17 protein-coding genes and 1 pseudogene are annotated in these 20245 nt (G+C 43.3%); 7 read left to right on the forward strand and 11 right to left on the reverse strand.

What is annotated here, in order from left to right:
- From K7R10_RS05705 to K7R10_RS05715, 3 genes and pseudogenes are all read right to left on the reverse strand, one after another.
- Positions 1 to 713 (reverse strand): annotated as a pseudogene (locus K7R10_RS05705) (hypothetical protein); the annotation flags it as partial.
- A gap of 20 nt (positions 714 to 733) precedes the next feature.
- The gene (locus K7R10_RS05710; protein ID WP_224483728.1) at positions 734 to 919 is read right to left on the reverse strand and encodes a hypothetical protein; all 186 of its coding nucleotides are present in this window, start codon (positions 917 to 919) and stop codon (positions 734 to 736) included.
- A gap of 106 nt (positions 920 to 1025) precedes the next feature.
- Positions 1026 to 2180 (reverse strand): immunoglobulin domain-containing protein, encoded by a 1155-nt coding sequence (locus K7R10_RS05715; protein ID WP_224483729.1) that lies wholly within the window; start codon positions 2178 to 2180, stop codon positions 1026 to 1028.
- 333 nt (positions 2181 to 2513) lie between these two features.
- Here K7R10_RS05715 and K7R10_RS05720 point away from each other — a divergent pair, with 333 nt between their 5' ends.
- Positions 2514 to 4100 (forward strand): peptide chain release factor 3, encoded by a 1587-nt coding sequence (locus K7R10_RS05720; protein WP_224483730.1) that lies wholly within the window; start codon positions 2514 to 2516, stop codon positions 4098 to 4100.
- A gap of 264 nt (positions 4101 to 4364) precedes the next feature.
- On the opposite strand, the gene K7R10_RS05725 is transcribed toward K7R10_RS05720, so the two are convergent.
- Entirely contained in the window at positions 4365 to 4775 is a 411-nt protein-coding gene (locus K7R10_RS05725; protein WP_224483731.1) for a DUF4293 domain-containing protein, read from the reverse strand.
- 191 nt (positions 4776 to 4966) lie between these two features.
- On the opposite strand from K7R10_RS05725, the gene rho reads away from it, so the two are divergent.
- A complete protein-coding gene (gene rho, locus K7R10_RS05730) occupies positions 4967 to 6730 on the forward strand; it encodes a transcription termination factor Rho (protein WP_224483732.1) in 1764 nt (587 codons plus the stop codon).
- Between the two features lie 68 nt (positions 6731 to 6798).
- On the opposite strand, the gene K7R10_RS05735 is transcribed toward rho, so the two are convergent.
- The gene (locus K7R10_RS05735; protein ID WP_224483733.1) at positions 6799 to 8538 is read right to left on the reverse strand and encodes a BCCT family transporter; all 1740 of its coding nucleotides are present in this window, start codon (positions 8536 to 8538) and stop codon (positions 6799 to 6801) included.
- A gap of 192 nt (positions 8539 to 8730) precedes the next feature.
- Here K7R10_RS05735 and K7R10_RS05740 point away from each other — a divergent pair, with 192 nt between their 5' ends.
- Genes K7R10_RS05740 through K7R10_RS05755 form a run of 4 tightly spaced genes read left to right on the forward strand, consistent with a single transcriptional unit; the run spans position 8731 to position 11465 of the window.
- On the forward strand, positions 8731 to 9645 hold the full coding sequence (locus K7R10_RS05740; RefSeq protein ID WP_224483734.1) for a mechanosensitive ion channel family protein: 915 nt from the start codon (positions 8731 to 8733) through the stop codon (positions 9643 to 9645).
- 41 nt (positions 9646 to 9686) lie between these two features.
- Complete coding sequence (locus K7R10_RS05745) at positions 9687 to 9935, forward strand: DUF7218 family protein (protein WP_224483735.1); 249 nt, start codon at positions 9687 to 9689, stop codon at positions 9933 to 9935.
- 3 nt (positions 9936 to 9938) lie between these two features.
- The gene (locus tag K7R10_RS05750; protein WP_224483736.1) at positions 9939 to 10364 is read left to right on the forward strand and encodes a VOC family protein; all 426 of its coding nucleotides are present in this window, start codon (positions 9939 to 9941) and stop codon (positions 10362 to 10364) included.
- Between the two features lie 18 nt (positions 10365 to 10382).
- Positions 10383 to 11465 (forward strand): AI-2E family transporter, encoded by a 1083-nt coding sequence (locus K7R10_RS05755; protein ID WP_224483737.1) that lies wholly within the window; start codon positions 10383 to 10385, stop codon positions 11463 to 11465.
- 32 nt (positions 11466 to 11497) lie between these two features.
- Here K7R10_RS05755 and K7R10_RS05760 read toward each other — a convergent pair whose 3' ends face one another.
- From K7R10_RS05760 to K7R10_RS05780, 5 genes are all read right to left on the reverse strand, one after another.
- Positions 11498 to 13225 (reverse strand): alpha/beta hydrolase-fold protein, encoded by a 1728-nt coding sequence (locus tag K7R10_RS05760; protein ID WP_224483738.1) that lies wholly within the window; start codon positions 13223 to 13225, stop codon positions 11498 to 11500.
- Between the two features lie 75 nt (positions 13226 to 13300).
- Entirely contained in the window at positions 13301 to 14194 is an 894-nt protein-coding gene (gene folD, locus K7R10_RS05765; protein ID WP_224483739.1) for a bifunctional methylenetetrahydrofolate dehydrogenase/methenyltetrahydrofolate cyclohydrolase FolD, read from the reverse strand.
- 37 nt (positions 14195 to 14231) lie between these two features.
- A complete protein-coding gene (gene ffh / locus K7R10_RS05770; RefSeq protein ID WP_224483740.1) occupies positions 14232 to 15566 on the reverse strand; it encodes a signal recognition particle protein in 1335 nt (444 codons plus the stop codon).
- Positions 15567 to 15660: 94 nt separating this feature from the next.
- Positions 15661 to 16431, reverse strand: a complete 771-nt coding sequence (locus K7R10_RS05775) for a zinc metalloprotease (protein ID WP_224483741.1) — start codon at positions 16429 to 16431, stop codon at positions 15661 to 15663.
- 71 nt (positions 16432 to 16502) lie between these two features.
- Positions 16503 to 17390, reverse strand: coding sequence for a Brp/Blh family beta-carotene 15,15'-dioxygenase (locus K7R10_RS05780; protein WP_224483742.1), 888 nt, complete (start codon positions 17388 to 17390; stop codon positions 16503 to 16505).
- Positions 17391 to 17520: 130 nt separating this feature from the next.
- Between K7R10_RS05780 and K7R10_RS05785 the strand changes: the two genes are divergently transcribed.
- Entirely contained in the window at positions 17521 to 18285 is a 765-nt protein-coding gene (locus tag K7R10_RS05785) for a bacteriorhodopsin-like (RefSeq protein ID WP_224483743.1), read from the forward strand.
- Positions 18286 to 18352: 67 nt separating this feature from the next.
- Here the strand turns inward: K7R10_RS05785 and argS are convergent, their stop codons facing one another.
- Positions 18353 to 20131 carry an arginine--tRNA ligase gene (argS, locus tag K7R10_RS05790; RefSeq protein ID WP_224484307.1) on the reverse strand — a complete coding sequence of 593 codons (1779 nt, stop codon included), beginning with the start codon at positions 20129 to 20131 and terminating at the stop codon, positions 18353 to 18355.
- Between the last annotated feature and the right edge of the window lie 114 nt (positions 20132 to 20245).

Here is a 20245-nt window from a genome sequence, read left to right on the forward strand (position 1 = left end):
AGCTGCGTCCCTCCATCCTCTAAGGTCAGAGTCAACTCATTGGTCGCATCGTTCAAACTGAAGGCTGTGATCTGCTGGTTGTCTGTATTGTCTAAAAATGGCGTCAGATTCACCGTACCACCGTCTTCCAGGGTTAGAATGTTTCCTGCCTCAAGGGTCAGTGCCTGATTGTCTGCAGCCGCTAAGATTGTGCTGAAGTCTACCAGCTGCGTCCCTCCATCCTCTAAGGTCAGAGTCAACTCATTGGTCGCATCGTTCAAACTGAAGGCTGTGATCTGCTGGTTGTCTGTATTGTCTAAAAATGGCGTCAGATTCACCGTACCACCGTCTTCCAAGGTCAGCGTGTTGCCGCTCAAACTTAATTGCTGATCATCGGTATTGATCAAAGCAGAAAGATCTACGGTAGCCTGGCTTCCGCTTCGAAGTCGTACCGTAAGAATTCGTGTCAGATTGTCAAAACTGAAATCATCAATCTCTGGGTTCACTCCTGAAGTGAGCCCCCATGAAGCACCGTTCCAGAAATAAAGGGCACCGGTATCAGTGTTGACGTAAATGTCACCAATCTCCACCCCTGACGGACTCGTTTGTCCATCTGCGGTAACATCGGTTCCGCTGAGTATCTCACAGTTACACTGGTCTTCCAGGGTCACGATCACCTGAGCGGAGGCGAATCCGGTAACCAGTAAGAAAAATAGTGGTAATAGTTTTTTCATCGTTTCGATAGGGCTAAATATTAAAGCTGATTTTTTGATTTCATTCTTTTGAACAGACTGATCCCTCTTCTTGTTCCTATTACAGCTGCCAGTAAAAGCAACAATTGTATAGCTATAAAGATCCCAAGGGCCCAGGCTATTACCGGACTACCCGCAAAATCTGTCATTACGGTCTCTAAAGCTGATGTTAAGGGGGTTGGTTTCATGTAGGCTTCAGTTTAGATTAAAATTCTCTCATGTTTTTGGGGATTAAATCTACATATCAGAGGCCGGTTTCAGAAAAAAATGATGCGAACCCCTTCAATAGTGTTGTCAATCATTTTTATTCACTCTGAATGTCTTATTTCTGTTGGTAATCACATGACGAACTGAAACGGTCAACTCAGCATGATTTGAATAAACTTCATTACAGTTAATACCACCATTTGAAACCGCAACCCGCACCAAAAAATCATTCTGATCAATATCAATATTGCTCAACATCAGGTTGTCGGTAGAAGCAGAAGGATATTCATTTACGTCGAAATCTGTGAAACTGCCACCCCCATTCACACTATATTGCCATCGGAAATTCATTGCATTAGAAGTGGTCACTGAAAAAGTAACGTCATCACCGGCGAAAGCAGCAATATCCTGAGGCTGCGTTTGAATAGTAGCATTAGGAATAATCGTAAGTGTGACTGCTGCCCTGAAAGTACTCCTTTTAACATCACTTGGGTCTGAATTATCTACTGTACCGGCATAGTAAGTTACCGTACCAAGGGTGTTTAAAGTGGGTGAAGCAACAAGGTTCCCCTGATACTCATCATCATACCATTCGATATCATAACCTTGCGGAGATGTAGCTGAAGCAGCTATAGGTCCGGAACAACTGGTAATATCACCGTCACTAACGGGGGGTTGCAAAGAATTTTCTATTTCATCAAAAGAACCTCCGGGAACATTATTTCCCTGGCAGGTCGAAAACTTTTCTGTTCCTATATAAATTGTTTGGGAACTGCTGCAATTCCCACTTGTAATCATTTCACCTCCATCAATAGCAATCACCGCGTTGTCAGGTAAATAAACATCAGCGTTTTTCACCCACCGCATAGCTCCAATTACCCCATTCGCTTCGTCTACAGCAAATAACTCGATCACCGGAATATTGAGTGTTATAACCGCATTATCCTGAAAAACTATTTCCCCGTCAAGCATGGTTAGCTTGTTGAAAGGAAAATCAACTGTAGAGGTTCCCGAAAAGAAGATGCTGGAACCATCGTCTACTACCAGATTACCATTCGTATCTACAATGCCGGGATAATCAATGGCTGCCACCCAATTGGTTCCGTTAAAATATTGCCAGTTCCCTGCTTCATCCCAATCGTTATTGACATTCCCTGTGAAACGATAATCCCCGGCCGTTTGCCCGAAGGCGACGGCAGAAAAAAGCATAGAAAGAATAAGGAAAGTGTAAAGATTCTTCATAGGCAGCAGGTCAGTATCTGGGTCATCTTGACTTTTAGGGGCTGATTAATAATTAAATCAACGGCAAATATAATCGAATAGCCCACCCACTTTCGTTCATTAATAGCTGTAGGTAGTCATATTCTCGACCAAATACAAGGTCGAAAAACAGCATAAATCTAAACAAAATCAAGCGTTTCAGCCCTTCTCCGCACCCTTTAATTATCCACTTTGTTGTTAACATCTCAGAATTCGATATCAAATACTCTAAATCTGAGGTTTGCGACAAAAGACACGGCCTGGTTTCGCTCGTTAATTTCGCATTTAATGATATCTTTGCGCCAAATTTTCAATATGAGTTTAGTTGCGGAAATCGCCAAGCGAAGAACCTTTGGCATCATTTCACACCCCGATGCCGGAAAGACCACGCTTACAGAAAAATTACTTCTTTTCGGAGGAGCTATACAGGAAGCAGGAGCCGTAAAAAGCAACAAGATTAAAAAAGGAGCCACCTCTGATTTTATGGAGATCGAAAGACAAAGAGGAATTTCGGTCGCCACCTCTGTGCTGGCTTTTAATTATAAAGACAAGAAGATCAACATACTCGACACCCCCGGTCACAAAGACTTCGCTGAAGATACCTTCAGAACGCTGACCGCTGTAGACAGTGTTATTGTGGTGATCGACGTTGCCAAAGGGGTTGAGGAACAAACCGAAAAACTGGTCGAGGTCTGCCGTATGCGCAATATCCCCATGATCGTTTTTATCAATAAACTTGACCGTGAGGGAAAAGATGCTTTTGACCTGCTGGACGAAGTGGAACAAAAACTCGGATTAAAAGTAACCCCGCTCAGCTTTCCCATCGGTATGGGATATGACTTTAAGGGCATCTACAACATCTGGGAAAAGAATATCAATCTTTTCAGTGGCGACAGCAAGAAGAATATAGAAGACACCATCGCTTTTGACGATGTGAACAATCCTGAACTGGAAGAGATCATAGGTGAAGATGCCGCAGAGGACCTCCGGGAAAACCTGGAACTGGTCTATGAGGTCTATCCTGATTTCGACCGCGAAGCTTATACCAAAGGTGAACTACAACCGGTATTCTTCGGGTCGGCCCTGAACAATTTCGGAGTGCGGGAACTGCTCGACTGCTTTGTTCAGATCGCCCCCTCTCCCCTTCCTAAGAAGGCTGAGGAGCGACTGGTAAAACCAAATGAAGAGGAGTTCTCAGGTTTTGTCTTTAAGATCCATGCCAATATGGATCCCAAGCACCGCGACCGCCTGGCCTTTATCAAGATCGTATCAGGAACCTTTGAAAGAAACACACCATACCTGCACGTTCGGCACAATAAAAAACTGAAGTTCTCCAGTCCGAATGCCTTCTTCGCCGAAAAGAAGGAGATCGTAGACATCTCTTATGCCGGTGATATTGTCGGCCTTCACGATACCGGGAATTTCAAGATCGGCGACACCCTTACACAAGGAGAAGAGCTCAACTTCAAGGGCATACCCAGCTTTTCACCCGAGCATTTCAGATACATCAATAACGCTGACCCGATGAAGTCGAAACAGCTGGAAAAAGGAATCACCCAGCTTATGGACGAAGGGGTTGCCCAGTTATTCACCCTTGAAATGAACGGAAGAAAGGTGATCGGAACCGTAGGTGCCCTGCAGTACGAAGTAATACAATATCGTCTGGAGCACGAATATGGCGCCAAGTGTACCTATGAAAATTTCCCGGTACACAAAGCCTGCTGGGTCGAACCCGAAGATGAGAAAAGTGAAGAATTCGCTGAGTTCAAAAGAGTCAAACAGAAGTTTCTGGCCAAAGACAAACAGGGACAACTGGTGTTCCTCGCAGATTCATCCTTTTCTATTCAAATGACACAGCAGAAATACCCGAACGTAAAACTGCATTTCGTATCTGAATACTAGTGAAGACAGGTACATAGGTACGTGGGTACGTGGGTACGTGGGTACGTGGGTACGTGGGTTGGATAGTTAAGTTCCGAAACTTTCCTGGCCCGTTGGAAAAAATCTGACTACCGCTTGGTGATCTCCGAGCCGGAGAAAACCCATACCTCCATACCTTCATACCCCCATACCCCCATAACCCCATACCTTCTTTACCCATACAAAAACAAAAAACCCGGGCAATACCCGGGTTTTTCGACGCACTAATATACTAAGATGTTAGGTTTAGCGTAATCGATCAACAGATTTTACGAGATCCTCATCCTTTTTGATGGCCTTGTTGGCCAACACTAATAAAACGATAGAAATTACAGGAAGTAGCATCCCAATACCCTTCTCTGAAACCTGGGTTTCTCCGGATAAGATTAGCGACCGATAAACGAAAAATCCTAGTAAAACAAAGTTTAATATGATATTCAATCTGTTTATGACAAATTGAGATTTTCGATTCTTATAAAGAAATACAGTCACGAAAGCAATGGCTGCGGAAACAAGAAAAAACACTGAATAAAAAAGGTCATCCTGGGCATATACAGCCTCCCCGTTATTATCTGTCCAGAGATTCACCCAAAAAGGAAGAACCCCGTTGATGATAACGACAAGAAACATGTATAAACTCTGTATTCTCTGCAGCACGCTTAAGGTGTTTAGTGAGGCAAAAATAATGTTCTTTTCGAAAAAATATATCCCAAATAAGAAATAAATTTGTATTATTGCGTAGTCAATTCGAAACGAGTACTTTACTTCGTTAGTTGCACTTCCAGCGAATTTTTTTTCATAAAAAATTATCGTTCACACCTCAAACCATCAATTTATAGTTTTAGTAAATGTTTGAAATTTCAGATTTAAAAGCAAAGAAACTTGCTGAATTACAGGAAATTGCCAAAACTGCCGGCATTCCTAAATTTCGTTCTCTTAAAAAAAACGACCTGATATACCAAATTCTTGATTTCCAGGCCGCTAAGCCCGGCGCCGTAAAGAAAGCTGCAGAAGAAGTTGCACAGGATAGCGATAAGACTCAGAGCGATTCCGGACAACAGCACGATCAAAATCAAAAAAAGAAACCTCAACCGCGCAAAAGATCGCGCGTGAGCAAAGATTCTCAAAAAGGTCAGGATAGCAATCAGCCTAAGAGTCATTCTTCTGAACAGAATGAAAATAAGACTGCCCAGCAAGAGCATCAACAGGATAAGAGCAGTCAAAAAGATAACAACCAGCGGGACACCAATCAAAGAGACAATAGTCAAAGAGACAATAGTCAAAGAGATAACAGTCAAAGAGATAAAGGAGGCTCAGGAAGAAAACCATCTCAGCAAAAAGACGATAATAAATCTCAGCGACCTCAAAAAGACAGTGGTTCAGGTTCCAATAAAGGACAATCAAAGCACCACAAGAAAGGTAATACCGGTAACGGGAAGGATAAAGACAACTACGACAAGGATAAAAAGAACAAGTATCGCGAGCCGGACTTTGAATTTGACGGCATCGTAGAAAGCGAAGGAGTTCTGGATATCATGCAGGATGGTTACGGTTTCCTGAGAAGCAGCGACTACAATTACCTGTCATCTCCAGACGACATTTATGTTTCTCAAAGCCAGATAAGACTTTTCGGCCTGAAAACAGGAGATACCGTTAAAGGAACAGTACGACCTCCTAAGGAGGGTGAAAAATACTTCCCTCTTATCAAGGTAAATCATATCAACGGACTGGACCCTCAGGTGGTTCGTGACCGTGTTTCCTTTGAACACCTCACTCCTTTGTTCCCGAATGAGAAATTCAATCTGGCCGAAAAACAAAGTACCATATCAACCCGTATCGTTGACCTGTTCTCTCCTATAGGAAAAGGACAGCGGGGTATGATCGTTTCTCAGCCGAAGACCGGTAAGACCATGCTGCTCAAAGATGTCGCCAATGCCATTGCAGCCAATCACCCGGAGGTTTACCAGATGATCCTGCTGATCGACGAACGTCCGGAAGAGGTAACCGATATGCAGCGACATGTTCGTGGAGAAGTAATCGCATCAACCTTTGACGAACCGGCAGACCGACACGTAAAAGTGGCGAATATCGTTCTTGAAAAAGCCAAACGCCTGGTAGAATGCGGCCATGATGTCGTAATACTACTGGATTCGATCACCCGACTGGCCCGTGCCTATAACACGGTACAACCTGCCAGCGGAAAAGTGCTGAGTGGTGGTGTCGACGCGAATGCGCTTCATAAACCTAAGCGTTTCTTTGGAGCAGCCAGAAATATAGAAGGTGGTGGCTCTCTTACCATCATCGCAACAGCATTGGTAGATACAGGTTCGAAAATGGATGAAGTGATTTTCGAAGAGTTCAAAGGTACCGGTAATATGGAACTGCAGCTCGACAGAAGAATTGCCAACAGACGAATCTTCCCTGCCATCGACCTCATCTCTTCTTCTACCCGAAGAGACGACCTGCTGCTTGATGACAATGCGGTTCAACGTATGTGGATCATGAGAAAATACCTTTCAGACATGAACCCTGTGGAAGCTATGGAATTCATGGAAAATCGCATTAAGCAAACAAAGAATAACGAAGAGTTCCTGATGACTATGAATCAATAGGAATTACCGACATAAAAACAAAAGCCCGCATTTTACAGCGGGCTTTTTTTATACCCCTCATTTGGTAATCACTCCCTTTTCCCCTTTTTCTGTATCGACAACCTGAAATACAGGGAACGCGCAATGAGTATCAGCACCAGCGCAAAAGGGAAAGCAAAGATCAGGGTCGCCGCCTGCAGGGCCTTGATTCCTCCTCCCGCTAACAGTAATAAGCTCAGGGCTGCAAGAACGAATCCCCATATTACCTTCAGTTTTAATTTTGGATCAAGGTCACCCTCAGAGGTCATCATACTGATGACGAAAGTCGCCGAATCAGCAGAAGTAACCAGAAAGGTAAACAGCAATACCAAAGCCACCACAGAGGTCACTCCGCTCAGCGGTAATTGCTCAAACAGAAGAAAGGTTCCAAGGTCAACATTTGCCAGGATTTCTTCACCTATAGAAACGTCAGAGAACATTTCAATTTCTATGGCCGATCCGCCGAAAACCGAAAACCAGAAAATACTGAAAATAGCAGGCACCAGTAAGCAGCCCATAATCAGCTCTTTTACGGTTCGCCCCTTTGAGATTCGGGCTATAAAGATCCCCACAAAAGGAGACCAGGCAATCCACCAGGTGAAATAACTCAGGGTCCAGTCTCCCATCCATGTCTCGTATTGAGGGCGGTAAGGGTCAACCTTAAAACTGTATTCCGGCAAATGCTGCAAATACAAACCGATTGAATCGACAAACACTTTCAGGTCAAAAAGCCAGTCTCCCGTAAAGAATACGAACATCAATAAAGCTATTGCTGTTAACATATTGGCATTGGAGAGAATCTTAATACCCTTGTCCAGACCTGTGGAAGAAGAAATGATAAACACCGCAGTGATCACCGCCATGATAATGCTATACCCCGCCAGATTCTGCACCTCCCAACCAAACACATGATTAATACCTCCACTTATCTGAAGCACTCCCAGCCCCAAAGAGGAACTTACCCCAAAGATCACCGCCAGTATCGCTATAAGATCGACTACTGCCTTAAGAATCTTCCGGGTAGATTTATTTTGGGTGAAATCGACAATGCTTGAGGAGATGAGATACTTCTTGCGCTTTCTGAAGCCGTAATAGGCCGTTCCCAGGGCACAAATAGTGTACACTCCCCAGGCATGCAACCCCCAGTGAAAAGAGGCGAAAGCGGTTGCTCCTCTCGCAGCTTCCACACTTCCGGGAACTGCATTGGGAGGATTTAAGAAGTGACTCATAGGCTCTGCCGTACCCCAGAACAATATTCCCACCCCCATTCCGGCAGAAAATAACATCGAATACCAGGAAAAATCAGAAAAATCAGGTCGCTCATCAGGAGGTCCCAAAACAACATTCCCAAACCGGCTAAAAGCGAGATAAAACAGAAATATCAGAAAAACAGAGGCCAGTAGTACATAAAACCAGCTTAGGTTATGCGAGATGAATCTCGAAATATTATCTGCTACTGTTCCAAGTTCCTCCCCGGCAATAAGAGCCAGAATGATTACCACGACCGTAACAGCAAGGCTCACCCAAAAGGTAATTCCCAGCAGAGACTTTTCTTCTTTACGAATCTCGTTAACATCCTTCCGAATATCATCGAGCTCGTTCTCAAGTATCCTTTCCTTAAATGATTTGGTACGCTCTGCAACCTGCCGGTAAGCATTCGGCTTGGTCATATCAAGCTCCCGCCGTAGTTTCATCTCATACTCCTCAACCTTGGCATCAACAGCCAATTGCACCTCTGGATTTTTAATTTTTTTCCTTTTTTCACGAGCAATAGATTCTTTATCTGACATATCTGAGAATTGAAGTTAATATACAGCAGGTCAGACAGGCGATCAGGACGCGGAGAGACTTCTTCTAAACCATATAAAATAAACTTATCTTTCTTATAGTCAAATTTTTAAGACATATTATGAACTGGGATTTGCTATAATTTTGATGATCTCCTTTAATGCACTAAATTGATACAAACCAAGAATCAACCGATGAAGAATATAAAAAAGTTTATAGCTCCCATCCTTATTGTTATCGTTTCCCTGGGTGTTAAACCCCTGATATTTGATGTATGGAACCTTGGAGAGCCCTATCTCTATTACCTGAACAAGATAAGCTCCATATCTCTAATCATCGGTCTTTCATGGGGCGCTATAACCACTCTGAAAATTCTGAAAAGGGAGTATCTCGAAGATTATAAAATAGACACTGAAGACAACCTCAACGCGCGAAAGCGGCTCACCCAGTTTAATATACTTGAACGAATCATCATATTTATCATTATTCTAATTGGTGTAGCAGCCACCCTGATGTTGTTTGAAGAGGTCAGAAAGATAGGTGTCAGCTTGTTCGCTTCAGCAGGTGTCGCCGGTATCATTCTTGGTTTTGCTGCCCAGAAAGCCATTGGCACCATTCTGGCCGGACTACAGATCGCCGTATCGCAGCCGATACGCATAGATGATGTGGTTATAGTTGAAGGTGAATGGGGCAGGGTCGAAGAAATAAAACTCACTTATGTGGTGATCAAAATCTGGGATAAACGAAGGTTGGTCGTACCCACCACCTATTTCATCGAAAAGCCCTTTCAAAACTGGACGCGCACCAATGCTGATATTCTGGGTACTGTTTACCTGTACACCGATTATAATATAGACTTTGATGCCTTAAGAGATGAACTCACCAGGCTGCTTGAAAACCATGAATTATGGGATGGCCAGGTCAATGTTCTGCAGGTTACCGACAGTGACGAGAACCATGTAGAAATAAGAGCACTGATGAGCGCAAGGAATTCTCCTCAGGCATGGGACCTGCGGGTTTACGTGAGAGAACATCTTATTCGTTTCATTCAGAATAATTATCCTGACGCTCTTGTGAAAACCAGGGTCACTATTAAAAACAAAGATTAATTCATCGAATTATAGTAAGATAATTCATAAATTTAAATGTCATGCCAAACGACGACAACCCAAGAATTAAGAATGAAGAACAATATGAAGCTTTGCGTGACAAAGGCATGTCTAAAGAAAAAGCAGCCCGTATAGCCAATTCTTCTGATAGCGGTAAAAAAGGCGGCAAGGCTGAACCTTATGAAGAAAGAACGAAAAAAGAACTTTATGAGAAAGCCAAGGAGATCGGGATCGAAGGGCGATCCAAAATGAATAAACAGGAATTAATTAAAGCTTTACGCAATCACTAACCAATGAGTAATATACAACCATTCCATCTGGCCATTCCGGTTGACGATCTGGACAAATGCCGGAAATTTTACCGGGATACCTTAAAATGCCCTGAAGGCAGAAGCAGCGACCTGTGGGTCGATTTCGATTTTTTCGGCCACCAATTGGTCATACACCATAAACCAAGGGAAGAGAGTGTAAGAGCTCACACCAATCCGGTAGACGGAAAAGACGTACCCGTTCCGCACTTCGGGGTTGTGCTGAAATGGGAAGACTTTCACAATCTGGTTAAAAGCCTGAGAGAAGCAGAAATTACCTTTGAGATAGAGCCATATATCAGGTTCGAAGGTCAGCCCGGTGAACAGGCAACCATGTTCTTCAGGGATCCTTCAGGAAACGCCCTTGAATTTAAATCGTTCAAAGATCCCTCCCGGCTATTTGCTTCCTGATCAAACAAAACCTGCTCTATGAATAAAACGATTATTTCTCCGGATCTCATGCGGCAGATCTTCCTCATAGCACTTATCCTGCTGTCGGGTTATCTGATCACTGCTGAGCTTTTACCCTATCTGTCAGGTATACTGGGCGCCATAACCCTATTCATCCTGTTCAAGGGTCTGATGAGGAAAATGCTTGATAAAAACTTCAAACCAGGACTTGCTGCAGGTATTATCATTATCATTTCAATATTTATTGTGATCATACCATTATGGCTGCTTATCCAGTTATTCATTTCAAAAATTCAAAAGGCAATCGATAACTCAGAGGCCTTTATGAACATCATCAAAGACCGGTTAGGTGATCTCGAAAATTACATTGGCTATGATATCATGGCCAATATCAACACGGAGGCCATTACTTCATGGGTGTCAAAAAACGCACAAAACCTGGTAGGTTCGACCTTTCAGATTTTTGTCACGCTTTCTATCATGTACTTCCTGCTTTATTTTATGCTGATCAAAATTGAACGCTTCAAGGAAATATTCCTGCAATTTATTCCTGTAAGCGACGAAAACATGGAGATCATCACGCATGAAAGCACTCAGATCGTAAAATCCAACGCCATTGGCATCCCTTTGGTAGCCATCATGCAGGGTGTTGTTGCCCTGGTGGGGTATTTTATTTTTGGAGTAAGCGATCCGTGGTTCTGGTTCGTGGTAACCGTAATAGGCTCCATGATCCCGTTTATCGGAACAGCCCTGGGTATCGTTCCGGTTACTGTATTGCTTTATGCTGACGGAAATACATTTTCTGCAATCGGACTTTTGCTATACGGGGCCTTCGTAGTGGGATCTACCGATAATCTCTTTCGAATGTTCGTTCAGAACCGCATGGCTAATCTTCATCCACTGATCACCCTGATCGGAGTTGTGATAGGTATTCCTTTATTCGGGTTTTTAGGGCTGATCTTCGGACCGCTGCTGCTTAGTCTTTTCCTGCTGCTGCTTAAGATCTATAAAAACGAATATGTCCCGAACAAATCTGAGAAAGATATCGAAAAACCCACAGAAACTGAAGAGGCTTCTGAAGACAATGAGAATCTGGAGTGAAATCATCTTCCCTTGCCCTTTTCTGACATCTTTCACTCATATCTCCAACTCCTGAGATCAGCACCTGCGGGGGCACTTTCTTCGATGCGCTTCATGATCTTCGGAACATACATCGTATTGTAGCGCAGACGACTGATATAATTCGGGTTTTCATGGTCGCCATTCCAACAATGTTCAGCCCGGTCGCCGTAATCAACCTCACCATCATAATAAGGGTCTGTTGTGCTTTCCAGAAAATCTTCCATCAGATAAACGGCATTGTTGAGATAGTAATTATCCATGTCTCCGCAATAGATATGGATTTTACCCTTAAGCTTTTCCCCAAGCTTGTTCCAATCTCTCTCCAGTATATATCTCAGATCATAATTCTCTTTCCAGTAATTTGCCACCTCCCTGTCAATCACACCGGTTCTTTTATCCCAGATTCGCTGAGGATATCCGTCATCTCCCTGTGGAGAATATGTCGCTTCCCAAATATCCCATTGCTGACCCGAGCGGGAATGGTCACCAAGTACCAGCTCGAGTTGATTAATATCTTTTACGGTTGATGATATCTGACCCAGGTAATCTCTGTGACCCGGTACCTCAAGACGGGTATGTTCGCCGGGGTAATAATAAGCATTCTCATCTTCATAAATATCGGTAAGACAATAGGCCCTGAAGTCAATGGGGTCAGGACAGGCCGCAAAGCAACCATTATATTCGTCGGGGTATTTTACCTGTACAGCCAGGGCCTCCCACCCTCCGGTGGAACCGCCGTATAAAAATCGTGACCACCCTTCACCCATTCCTCTGAACTCTTTTTCAATATAGGGTATTAGCTCATGTGTAATGGCATCACCATAGGGTCCCTGATTGGCAGAATTTAAAGCATAACTGTCATCATAATAAGGGGTGGGATGTTGTATCTGAATGATCAGAAACCTGGGGAAATCAGGTTCGATCCAACGCCGGTAGAAATTATAGGCCTCCTCTTGCTGAATGATGTTATACCCCTCGACGTCGAATCGCTCAGAATACTCCGGCTCCAGGTTGGGGTCAGGCGGAGTGGTTCTGAATCCGCCGAAATCTTTAGGAAAGTGACCGTGAAAAACCATCAGAGGATACTTTGCTTCCGGGTGTTCTTCAAACCCTTTCGGCAAGAGCACATGGGCCCCCAGATACATGTCACGTCCCCAGAATTCAGAAAGCATTTCAGACTTGATCCTGATATGCTTTATCCATTCGGTATCTTCAGGAGGGGTGATCTCGGGTATGACCCGGTCGATCGTGATCGTTACCTGATCGCCTTTTTTCAGATCGATAGTAACCGGAAGGTTATAGATATTTCCCGGGGAAGTATTCCATTGCTGCCCCTCCCCATTATCCATCGGCAGCTTAACCGTATGTCCGGTTGCCAGTTGAAAGGTTTCATAAACATGTAATAAGGCTTGTATGTGATAGGTTCCCTCAGGCAAACCGGAAAGAGTTTCAAGGGGATAGCCAAGTGCCTCTGCATCAAAACGGCGCTTCTCTCCGGCTGACAAGTCTTCAACATTCATTCCGAAAATCAACTGGCTCTGGGTATTATCTGAGATCTGAAAACGGGGTTCAGAAGTATCATCTGTCGACAGCATCAGTAGCAGCCGACCATCTACCCCCTTAACATTAAGGCTATCAGCCAAAACTACTTCGAAAACCGGATCTGTCGTATTTCGCGTTTTATTATCACAGGAAGAAAACACTATTATCGGGATCAAAAAGAAAAAGAGACGCCTCATGTCGAATAAATTTCCTACAAGGTATCTCTTTAAATCTTAAGAAGCAATATGCCCGGATAAACCGGGCATACAATATTATTTTCCTGCTTTCACCGCTCGGTGCCTTTCCCGGGCAAGCAGTGTATTTTTAAGTAACATGGCTATGGTCATGGGACCAACACCTCCGGGTACCGGAGTAATATAACTCGCTTTTTTACTGACTTCGTCAAAATCGACGTCACCGGCAATGCGATATCCTTTCTTGGCAGTTTCGTCAGGCACCCTGGTGATACCAACATCGATCACAACAACTCCGTCTTTTACCATATCGGCCTTTAAAAATTCCGGTTGACCTAAAGCAGTAATAACGATGTCTGCGTTCCTGGTAATATCTTTAAGATCGCGTGTATGACTGTGAGTAAGGGTAACTGTCGAATTCCCGGGAAAACCCTTTCGCCCCATTAAGATACTCATAGGACGGCCTACGATATGTGAGCGACCGATAACCACGGTGTTCTTTCCTTTGGTCTCCACTTCATATCGCTCCAACAACTCGAGAATCCCGAAGGGAGTAGCCGGAATGAATGTACTCATATCGAGCGCCATTTTCCCAAAATTCATAGGATGAAATCCGTCTACATCCTTCTCAGGGTCTACCGCCATGAGTACTTTTTGTGTATCGATCTGCTTCGGAAGCGGCAACTGAACGATAAAGCCATCAATATCATCATCATTGTTAAGCTCTTTGATTTTGTTCAGGAGTTCCAGTTCACTGGTGGTATTCGGCATGCGAACCAGGGTAGATTCAAATCCTACTCTTTCACAGGCCTTAACCTTACTGCCGACATAGGTGAGACTGGCACCGTCATTACCCACAAGAACCGCTGCCAGATGGGGAACCTTTTCTCCCCTTTCCTTCATCTTGGCAACCTGCGCTGCGATTTCGTCTTTTATCTGATTCGAGATCTTTCTTCCGTCGAGAATTTCCATATATATTTTTTCGGAGTTTTTAGATGTGAAAAAAGCGTTACATGCCTCGCATGTTATTCATCATCTGCATCATTTTACGGCCACCCCCGCCTTGCATCATCTTCATCATTTTGCTCATCTGTTTAAATTGTTTGAGCAACTGATTTACTTCCTGTATAGAGGTTCCACTACCTTTTGCGATTCGTTTCTTTCTGCTTCCGTTCAAAATAGAAGGGTCAGATCTTTCTTCGGGAGTCATTGAGTGAATGATGGCTTCGATTCCCTTAAAAGCATCGTCGTCGATATCGATTCCCTTCAGGGCCTTTCCTGCTCCGGGAATCATCCCGATCAGGTCTTTCATACTACCCATTTTCTTGATCTGCTGGATCTGGCTCAAAAAGTCATCAAACCCGAACTTGTCTTTGGCGATCTTTTTCTGAAGCTTTCTGGCTTCTTCTTCGTCGAATTGCTCCTGAGCTCTTTCCACCAGAGAGACAACGTCTCCCATCCCGAGAATTCGCTCGGCCATACGCGAAGGATAGAATACGTCGATAGCATCCATCTTCTCACCGGTACCGATAAACTTAATCGGCTTATCAACCACAGATCTGATCGACAGGGCGGCACCACCACGGGTATCACCATCAAGCTTGGTAAGGATTACCCCGTCAAAATTCAACACATCGTTGAATGCCTTGGCTGTATTTACCGCATCCTGACCGGTCATAGAGTCTACCACAAAGAGGGTTTCATTAGGTGAAACTGCCTTGTGAATATTGGCTATCTCAGTCATCATCTGATCATCGATAGCCAAACGACCGGCGGTATCGACAATTACCACATTGTGACCATTACTTTTAGCATAGGCAATGGCATCTTTGGCAATGGAAACAGGATCTTTATTATCCTTATCTGAATATACCTCCACTCCGATCTGATCACCTACCACATGCAACTGATCAATCGCAGCAGGTCGATACACATCTCCTGCCACCAGTAAAGGTTTTTTCGTCTTCTTATTTTTGAGATAATTGGCCAGTTTTCCTGAAAAGGTCGTCTTACCTGAACCCTGTAAACCTGACATCAGAATAACCGAAGGGGAACCGCCCAGGTCAATATCAACTGCTTCGCCTCCCATGAGTTCAGCCAGTTCATCCTTGACCAGCTTGACCATGAGCTGTCCGGGCTTTAAGCTGGTCAAAACATTCTGACCCAGCGCCTTTTCCTTAACCGTATTTGTAAACTCCTTAGCGGTCTTAAAGTTGACATCGGCATCTAATAAAGCCCTGCGAACCTCCTTCAGGGTTTCAGCCACATTGATCTCGGTGATCTGACCGTGACCTTTCAGAACATGAAACGCCTTATCTAACTTTTCACTTAAATTATCAAACATAATTGCTTACTATGGTTTATCTCAATTCCTGATTTTATTCAGGTAGTGCAAATTTAGCAATTACCGCCTTAAGTACGAAGAATTAGCCTGCTATTTACTTTCCGCCTAAAGCTCGCAGGTCTTCCAGACAGAAGGCATCCAGTTCAGGAACAGAAGAAGGCCGGGTAAGGTTGCCAATACTGATTCCGGCGTCAGCCTTGTAATTCATAAGGCAATTTTCGGTCTGGCAGTGATTTTTATTTTCCTCATCTTCATGAACAGTGACCATGGGAGTTCCCAGATTCACCAGGCCCAGAAGGTGAGAGAATTCATGATTGATCACCGTAGCCTGTGCAATAGCCAGCTCAGTATTATTGGCATAAGGGTTTAAACGTTTGATGGTTCCCTGAAAAATAACAAAGGAGGTATTTCTGTATGCGGTACCAAGAATCACCGATTCATCGGTATCTCTTTCAGACCTTCCATCCAGCATCAGCACAAATACAGAAACCGTCTCTTCATCGTTAAATGCCGTGCGGTGTGTCTCTTCAGTCTCTACTATATCATCAATGGTATACCGGTCTTTACCCGGGGAGCTTATGGTATTGTACCTGAATTCAATTCCTGATGGTTTATGGCAATGTCGGTCGATAAAACTTCGAAACTCCTCCAGAGCCATAGCTGAAGGTTCAAAATTTTCGACGGATACGATTTCCACTACGAGCTTCGTTTTATCATTTGTAAGCAGGTCAACCGAAGAACTGCCTGTCACCTTTTTATTGGCAAGGGTTTTATCTGATTCGCTTTCCGTTTCAGAGGAACAGCCAACAAGAAAAAGCGATATACAAAAAAATAGATTGCAGAAAAATAATCTGGTAGGCATCATTAAATTCAACTTTGATCGGTTCTAACAAAAATAAGATTTTTAGATACCTCTTTATTTTTCAGGCAGATTAATTAGTTCTCTTCACCAAACATCATCGACATGATCACAACATGCGGCATGGTAAGAGCCGCGATGAAGGGAAAAAAGATACTGATTATAATTTCCCTCTGATCTTTCAAAAACCAGATCATTACACCCAGACCAATAATGGCAAGTAACCAGAAAGGCAGCGAATCCCGAATATATCTTTTGACTCCCGCCATTGTTGTACTTCCATATAAATATGTCAGCTGTGATCGCAGGGATGGCAGGGAATGCCATAAAATAAAATAAACAGCAAAACTCCAGACAAGCCCTGAAAGATTGAAAATAATGATAAAAACGAGCATCAGTAAAATTTCCTTGGCCAACTTCTCGTAAGAAGGAAAAAGCAATTTTCTGTATCTATAGCCCAGAACAAGAACAGGGAATAAGGCTATGAGGGTAAAAATCGCAAAAGGAAGGTTTTTAAGCTCCAGTTGTAACAGGTCATTGATAATCATAACCGATTCCCCCGCATTAAACTGAAGTATCAACATGATAATCAGCATCCCGTAAAAAAACGCAAACAGTTTCGTACCCTTTTCAGGCTTATCAATATGTTCCAGCCAATGCTGTTCACCAAAATGATAACAGCTGAAAAAGATAAAAAGTATCAGGGCCACCAATGGAAAAAAATAGAAGGCAACAGAAGTGAGAAAAAAAACTGATATATAACCCGCTACATATTTCCGGGTGCGTTGTTTGTTCTCAGATAGCCTGCTTATGATCTTCATGTCATTGGCACCATGAACCAGACCAATGGTAAGAACCAGTAAAATTGCTGTGCTCCGGGCTGTCACTGCATTCAGATAACCAAGCAACCAAAGACTGAAAAAAGTCAAAACCAGCAAGTAACTCTCAAAACGATAACTGTTCACCTTTAAAAATTTTATTACGAAAGCTAAAACAGAATTGAACTTAAACAGCTCAAAATGTAAAAGTTATATTAAAGTAATAATTTTTTGTTTAATTTTTGCTAAATTTATTTAAACAAAAATACTAAAAACTATGAAACTATTGTTAGCACTACCCATGATCTCAAGAATTGATCCCAATGACTATGTGGGTTTCACATTCTTTGTGGGCTGTATGGCCATGATGGCTGCATCAGCTTTCTTTTTCCTTTCTATGAGACAATTTGACAGAAAGTGGGCCAATTCGATCCTTGTTTCAGGATTGATTACCTTCATCGCAGCAGTGCATTATTTTTACATGCGTGATTACTGGGCTGAATTTGGAGAATCCCCCACCTTTTTCCGTTATGTAGACTGGACACTGACTGTTCCGCTCATGTGTGTGGAATTCTTTCTTATTCTCAGAGTTGCAGGAGCAAAACGTTCCCTTATGTGGAAACTGATCTTCCTTTCTGTAGTGATGCTGGTTACCGGATACTTCGGTGAGGCAGTTGACCGACAAAATGCCTGGTTATGGGGGCTGGTTTCCGGTATCGCATATTTCGCCATCGTTTATGAAATCTGGTTTGGTAATGCCAAAAAACTGGCAGAAAGCGCAGGCCCGAAAGTACTGCAGGCACACAAAACCCTTTGCTGGTTCGTACTCGTAGGATGGGCGATCTACCCTATCGGTTATATGGCCGGAACCCCGGGTTGGTATGAAGGAATCTTCGGAGGCCTTAACCTTGACGTGGTGTATAATATTGGTGATGCCATTAACAAGATCGGTTTCGGTCTGGTTATTTATAATCTGGCTGTTCAGTATTCAGGCGCTGAAAATATGAATAAGGTAGGTAAAAAAGAGAAAGAACTTGTTTAACACCTTCTATCGTAAAAAAAGAAAGTCCGTTGAAAACCAACGGACTTTTTTTTGTAAATAAGCTTGATCACATGCGGTCAGGAACATTGATCCCGAGTAATTTCATTCCATCTGAAATCACCTCTGCTACCTTTTGAGCAAGTTGCACCCTGAATATTCTCTCATTTTCCTTTTCTGCCCCCAGTATGGATATGTTCTGATAGAAAGAATTAAATTCCTTAACCAGATCATAGCAATAATTAGCGATCAAGGCCGGGCTATATGCCTCTGCTGCCTGTGCTATCGCTTCGGGAAATCCTTCCAACTTTTTCACCAATTCCTTTTCCCTTTCGGCAAGCTCATAGGAAGCGATCTCTTTTTCATATTCAAAGTCAGCTTTGCGAAGTATCGACTGTATACGTGCATGGGTGTATTGAATGAAAGGCCCCGTGTTACCTTGAAAATCGATCGATTCTTTGGGGTCGAATAAGATTCTCTTCCGCGGATCAACCTTCAGTATATAATATTTGAGTGCCCCCAGACCAATGGTATGGTATAAGGTCTTTTTTTCATCTTCAGAAAAACCTTCAAGTTTTCCAAGTTCTGAAGAGATACTTCCGGCAGTGTCAATCATCTCATCTATGAGATCATCGGCATCGACCACGGTACCTTCCCGGCTCTTCATCTTTCCGGTAGGAAGGTCAACCATTCCATAGCTAAGATGATATAGGTTATCGGCCCATTCATACCCCAGTTTTTTCAGGATCAGGAAAAGCACTTTAAAGTGATAATCCTGTTCATTCCCTACCGTATAAACCATTCCGTTTATATCAGGAAAGTCCTTTACACGCTGAATGGCTGTACCGATATCCTGTGTCATGTAGACGGCTGTACCGTCTGCGCGAAGTACGAGCTTCTCGTCAAGACCCTCTTCACTGAGATCGATCCAAACCGAACCATCAGGTTTTTTGAAGAACACGCCCTCATTCAACCCGCGCTCCACTACATCTTTCCCTAATAAATAGGTTTGACTCTCATAGTACAAGGCATCAAAATCAACCCCGAGTCGCTCGTAGGTCTCATCAAAACCTTTGTAGACCCAACCATTCATCTTTGACCAAAGGGCTACTGTTTCAGTGTCACCTGCCTCCCATTTCCTAAGCATTTCCTGTGCCTCAAGCAGTATAGGTGCTTCCTTTTCAGCCTTTTCCTTCTCTATACCCGACTCGATTCGCTCAGCCACCTGTTTTTTGTATTCCTTATCAAAGGCCACATAATAGTTACCAACGAGCTTATCTCCCTTTAACCCGGCCGATTCAGGAGTTTCTCCATCTCCAAACTTCTGCCAGGCAAGCATCGACTTACAAATATGGATTCCCCGGTCATTGATCACCTGTGTTTTATATACCTTGTGACCATGGGCTTTAAGAATCTCAGAAACACTGTACCCCAGCAAGTTGTTTCTGATATGACCAAGATGGATGGGCTTGTTCGTATTGGGAGATGAGTACTCAACCATTACGGCTCCCTTCTCACCTGTATCTTTTGTATAACCATAATGGGAGACCTTCCTGATGGAGTTGAAGAAACCGAGATAATACCCATCGGTGATCACAAGGTTTAAAAATCCCTTAATGACATTAAAATCTGCTACTTCATCAACATTCGACTTCAGGTAATCACCAATCTCCTCACCTATCTTCTGAGGATTTCCCTTTAAGATTCGCAGCATGGGAAAAATAACCACTGTAATATCTCCCTGAAACTCCTTACGGGTATCCTGTAATTCAACACGGTCAAGCTCTTTACCGTATAATGCGGTTACCGCTTGTATAACTTTTTGTTCGAGAACATCCTGAATCTGCATGAAAAAAAAATTTTGCATGCAAAGATAGTTATTTGTAAAAAGTTTAAGCTTTGATTAACGGGCAAAACAACCCAAAAGAAGTATATTCATCCATGATTCATTCCGGTTCAGGAT

The organism is Robertkochia aurantiaca (assembly GCF_020166495.1).
Taxonomy (GTDB): Bacteria; Bacteroidota; Bacteroidia; order Flavobacteriales; family Flavobacteriaceae; genus Robertkochia; species Robertkochia aurantiaca.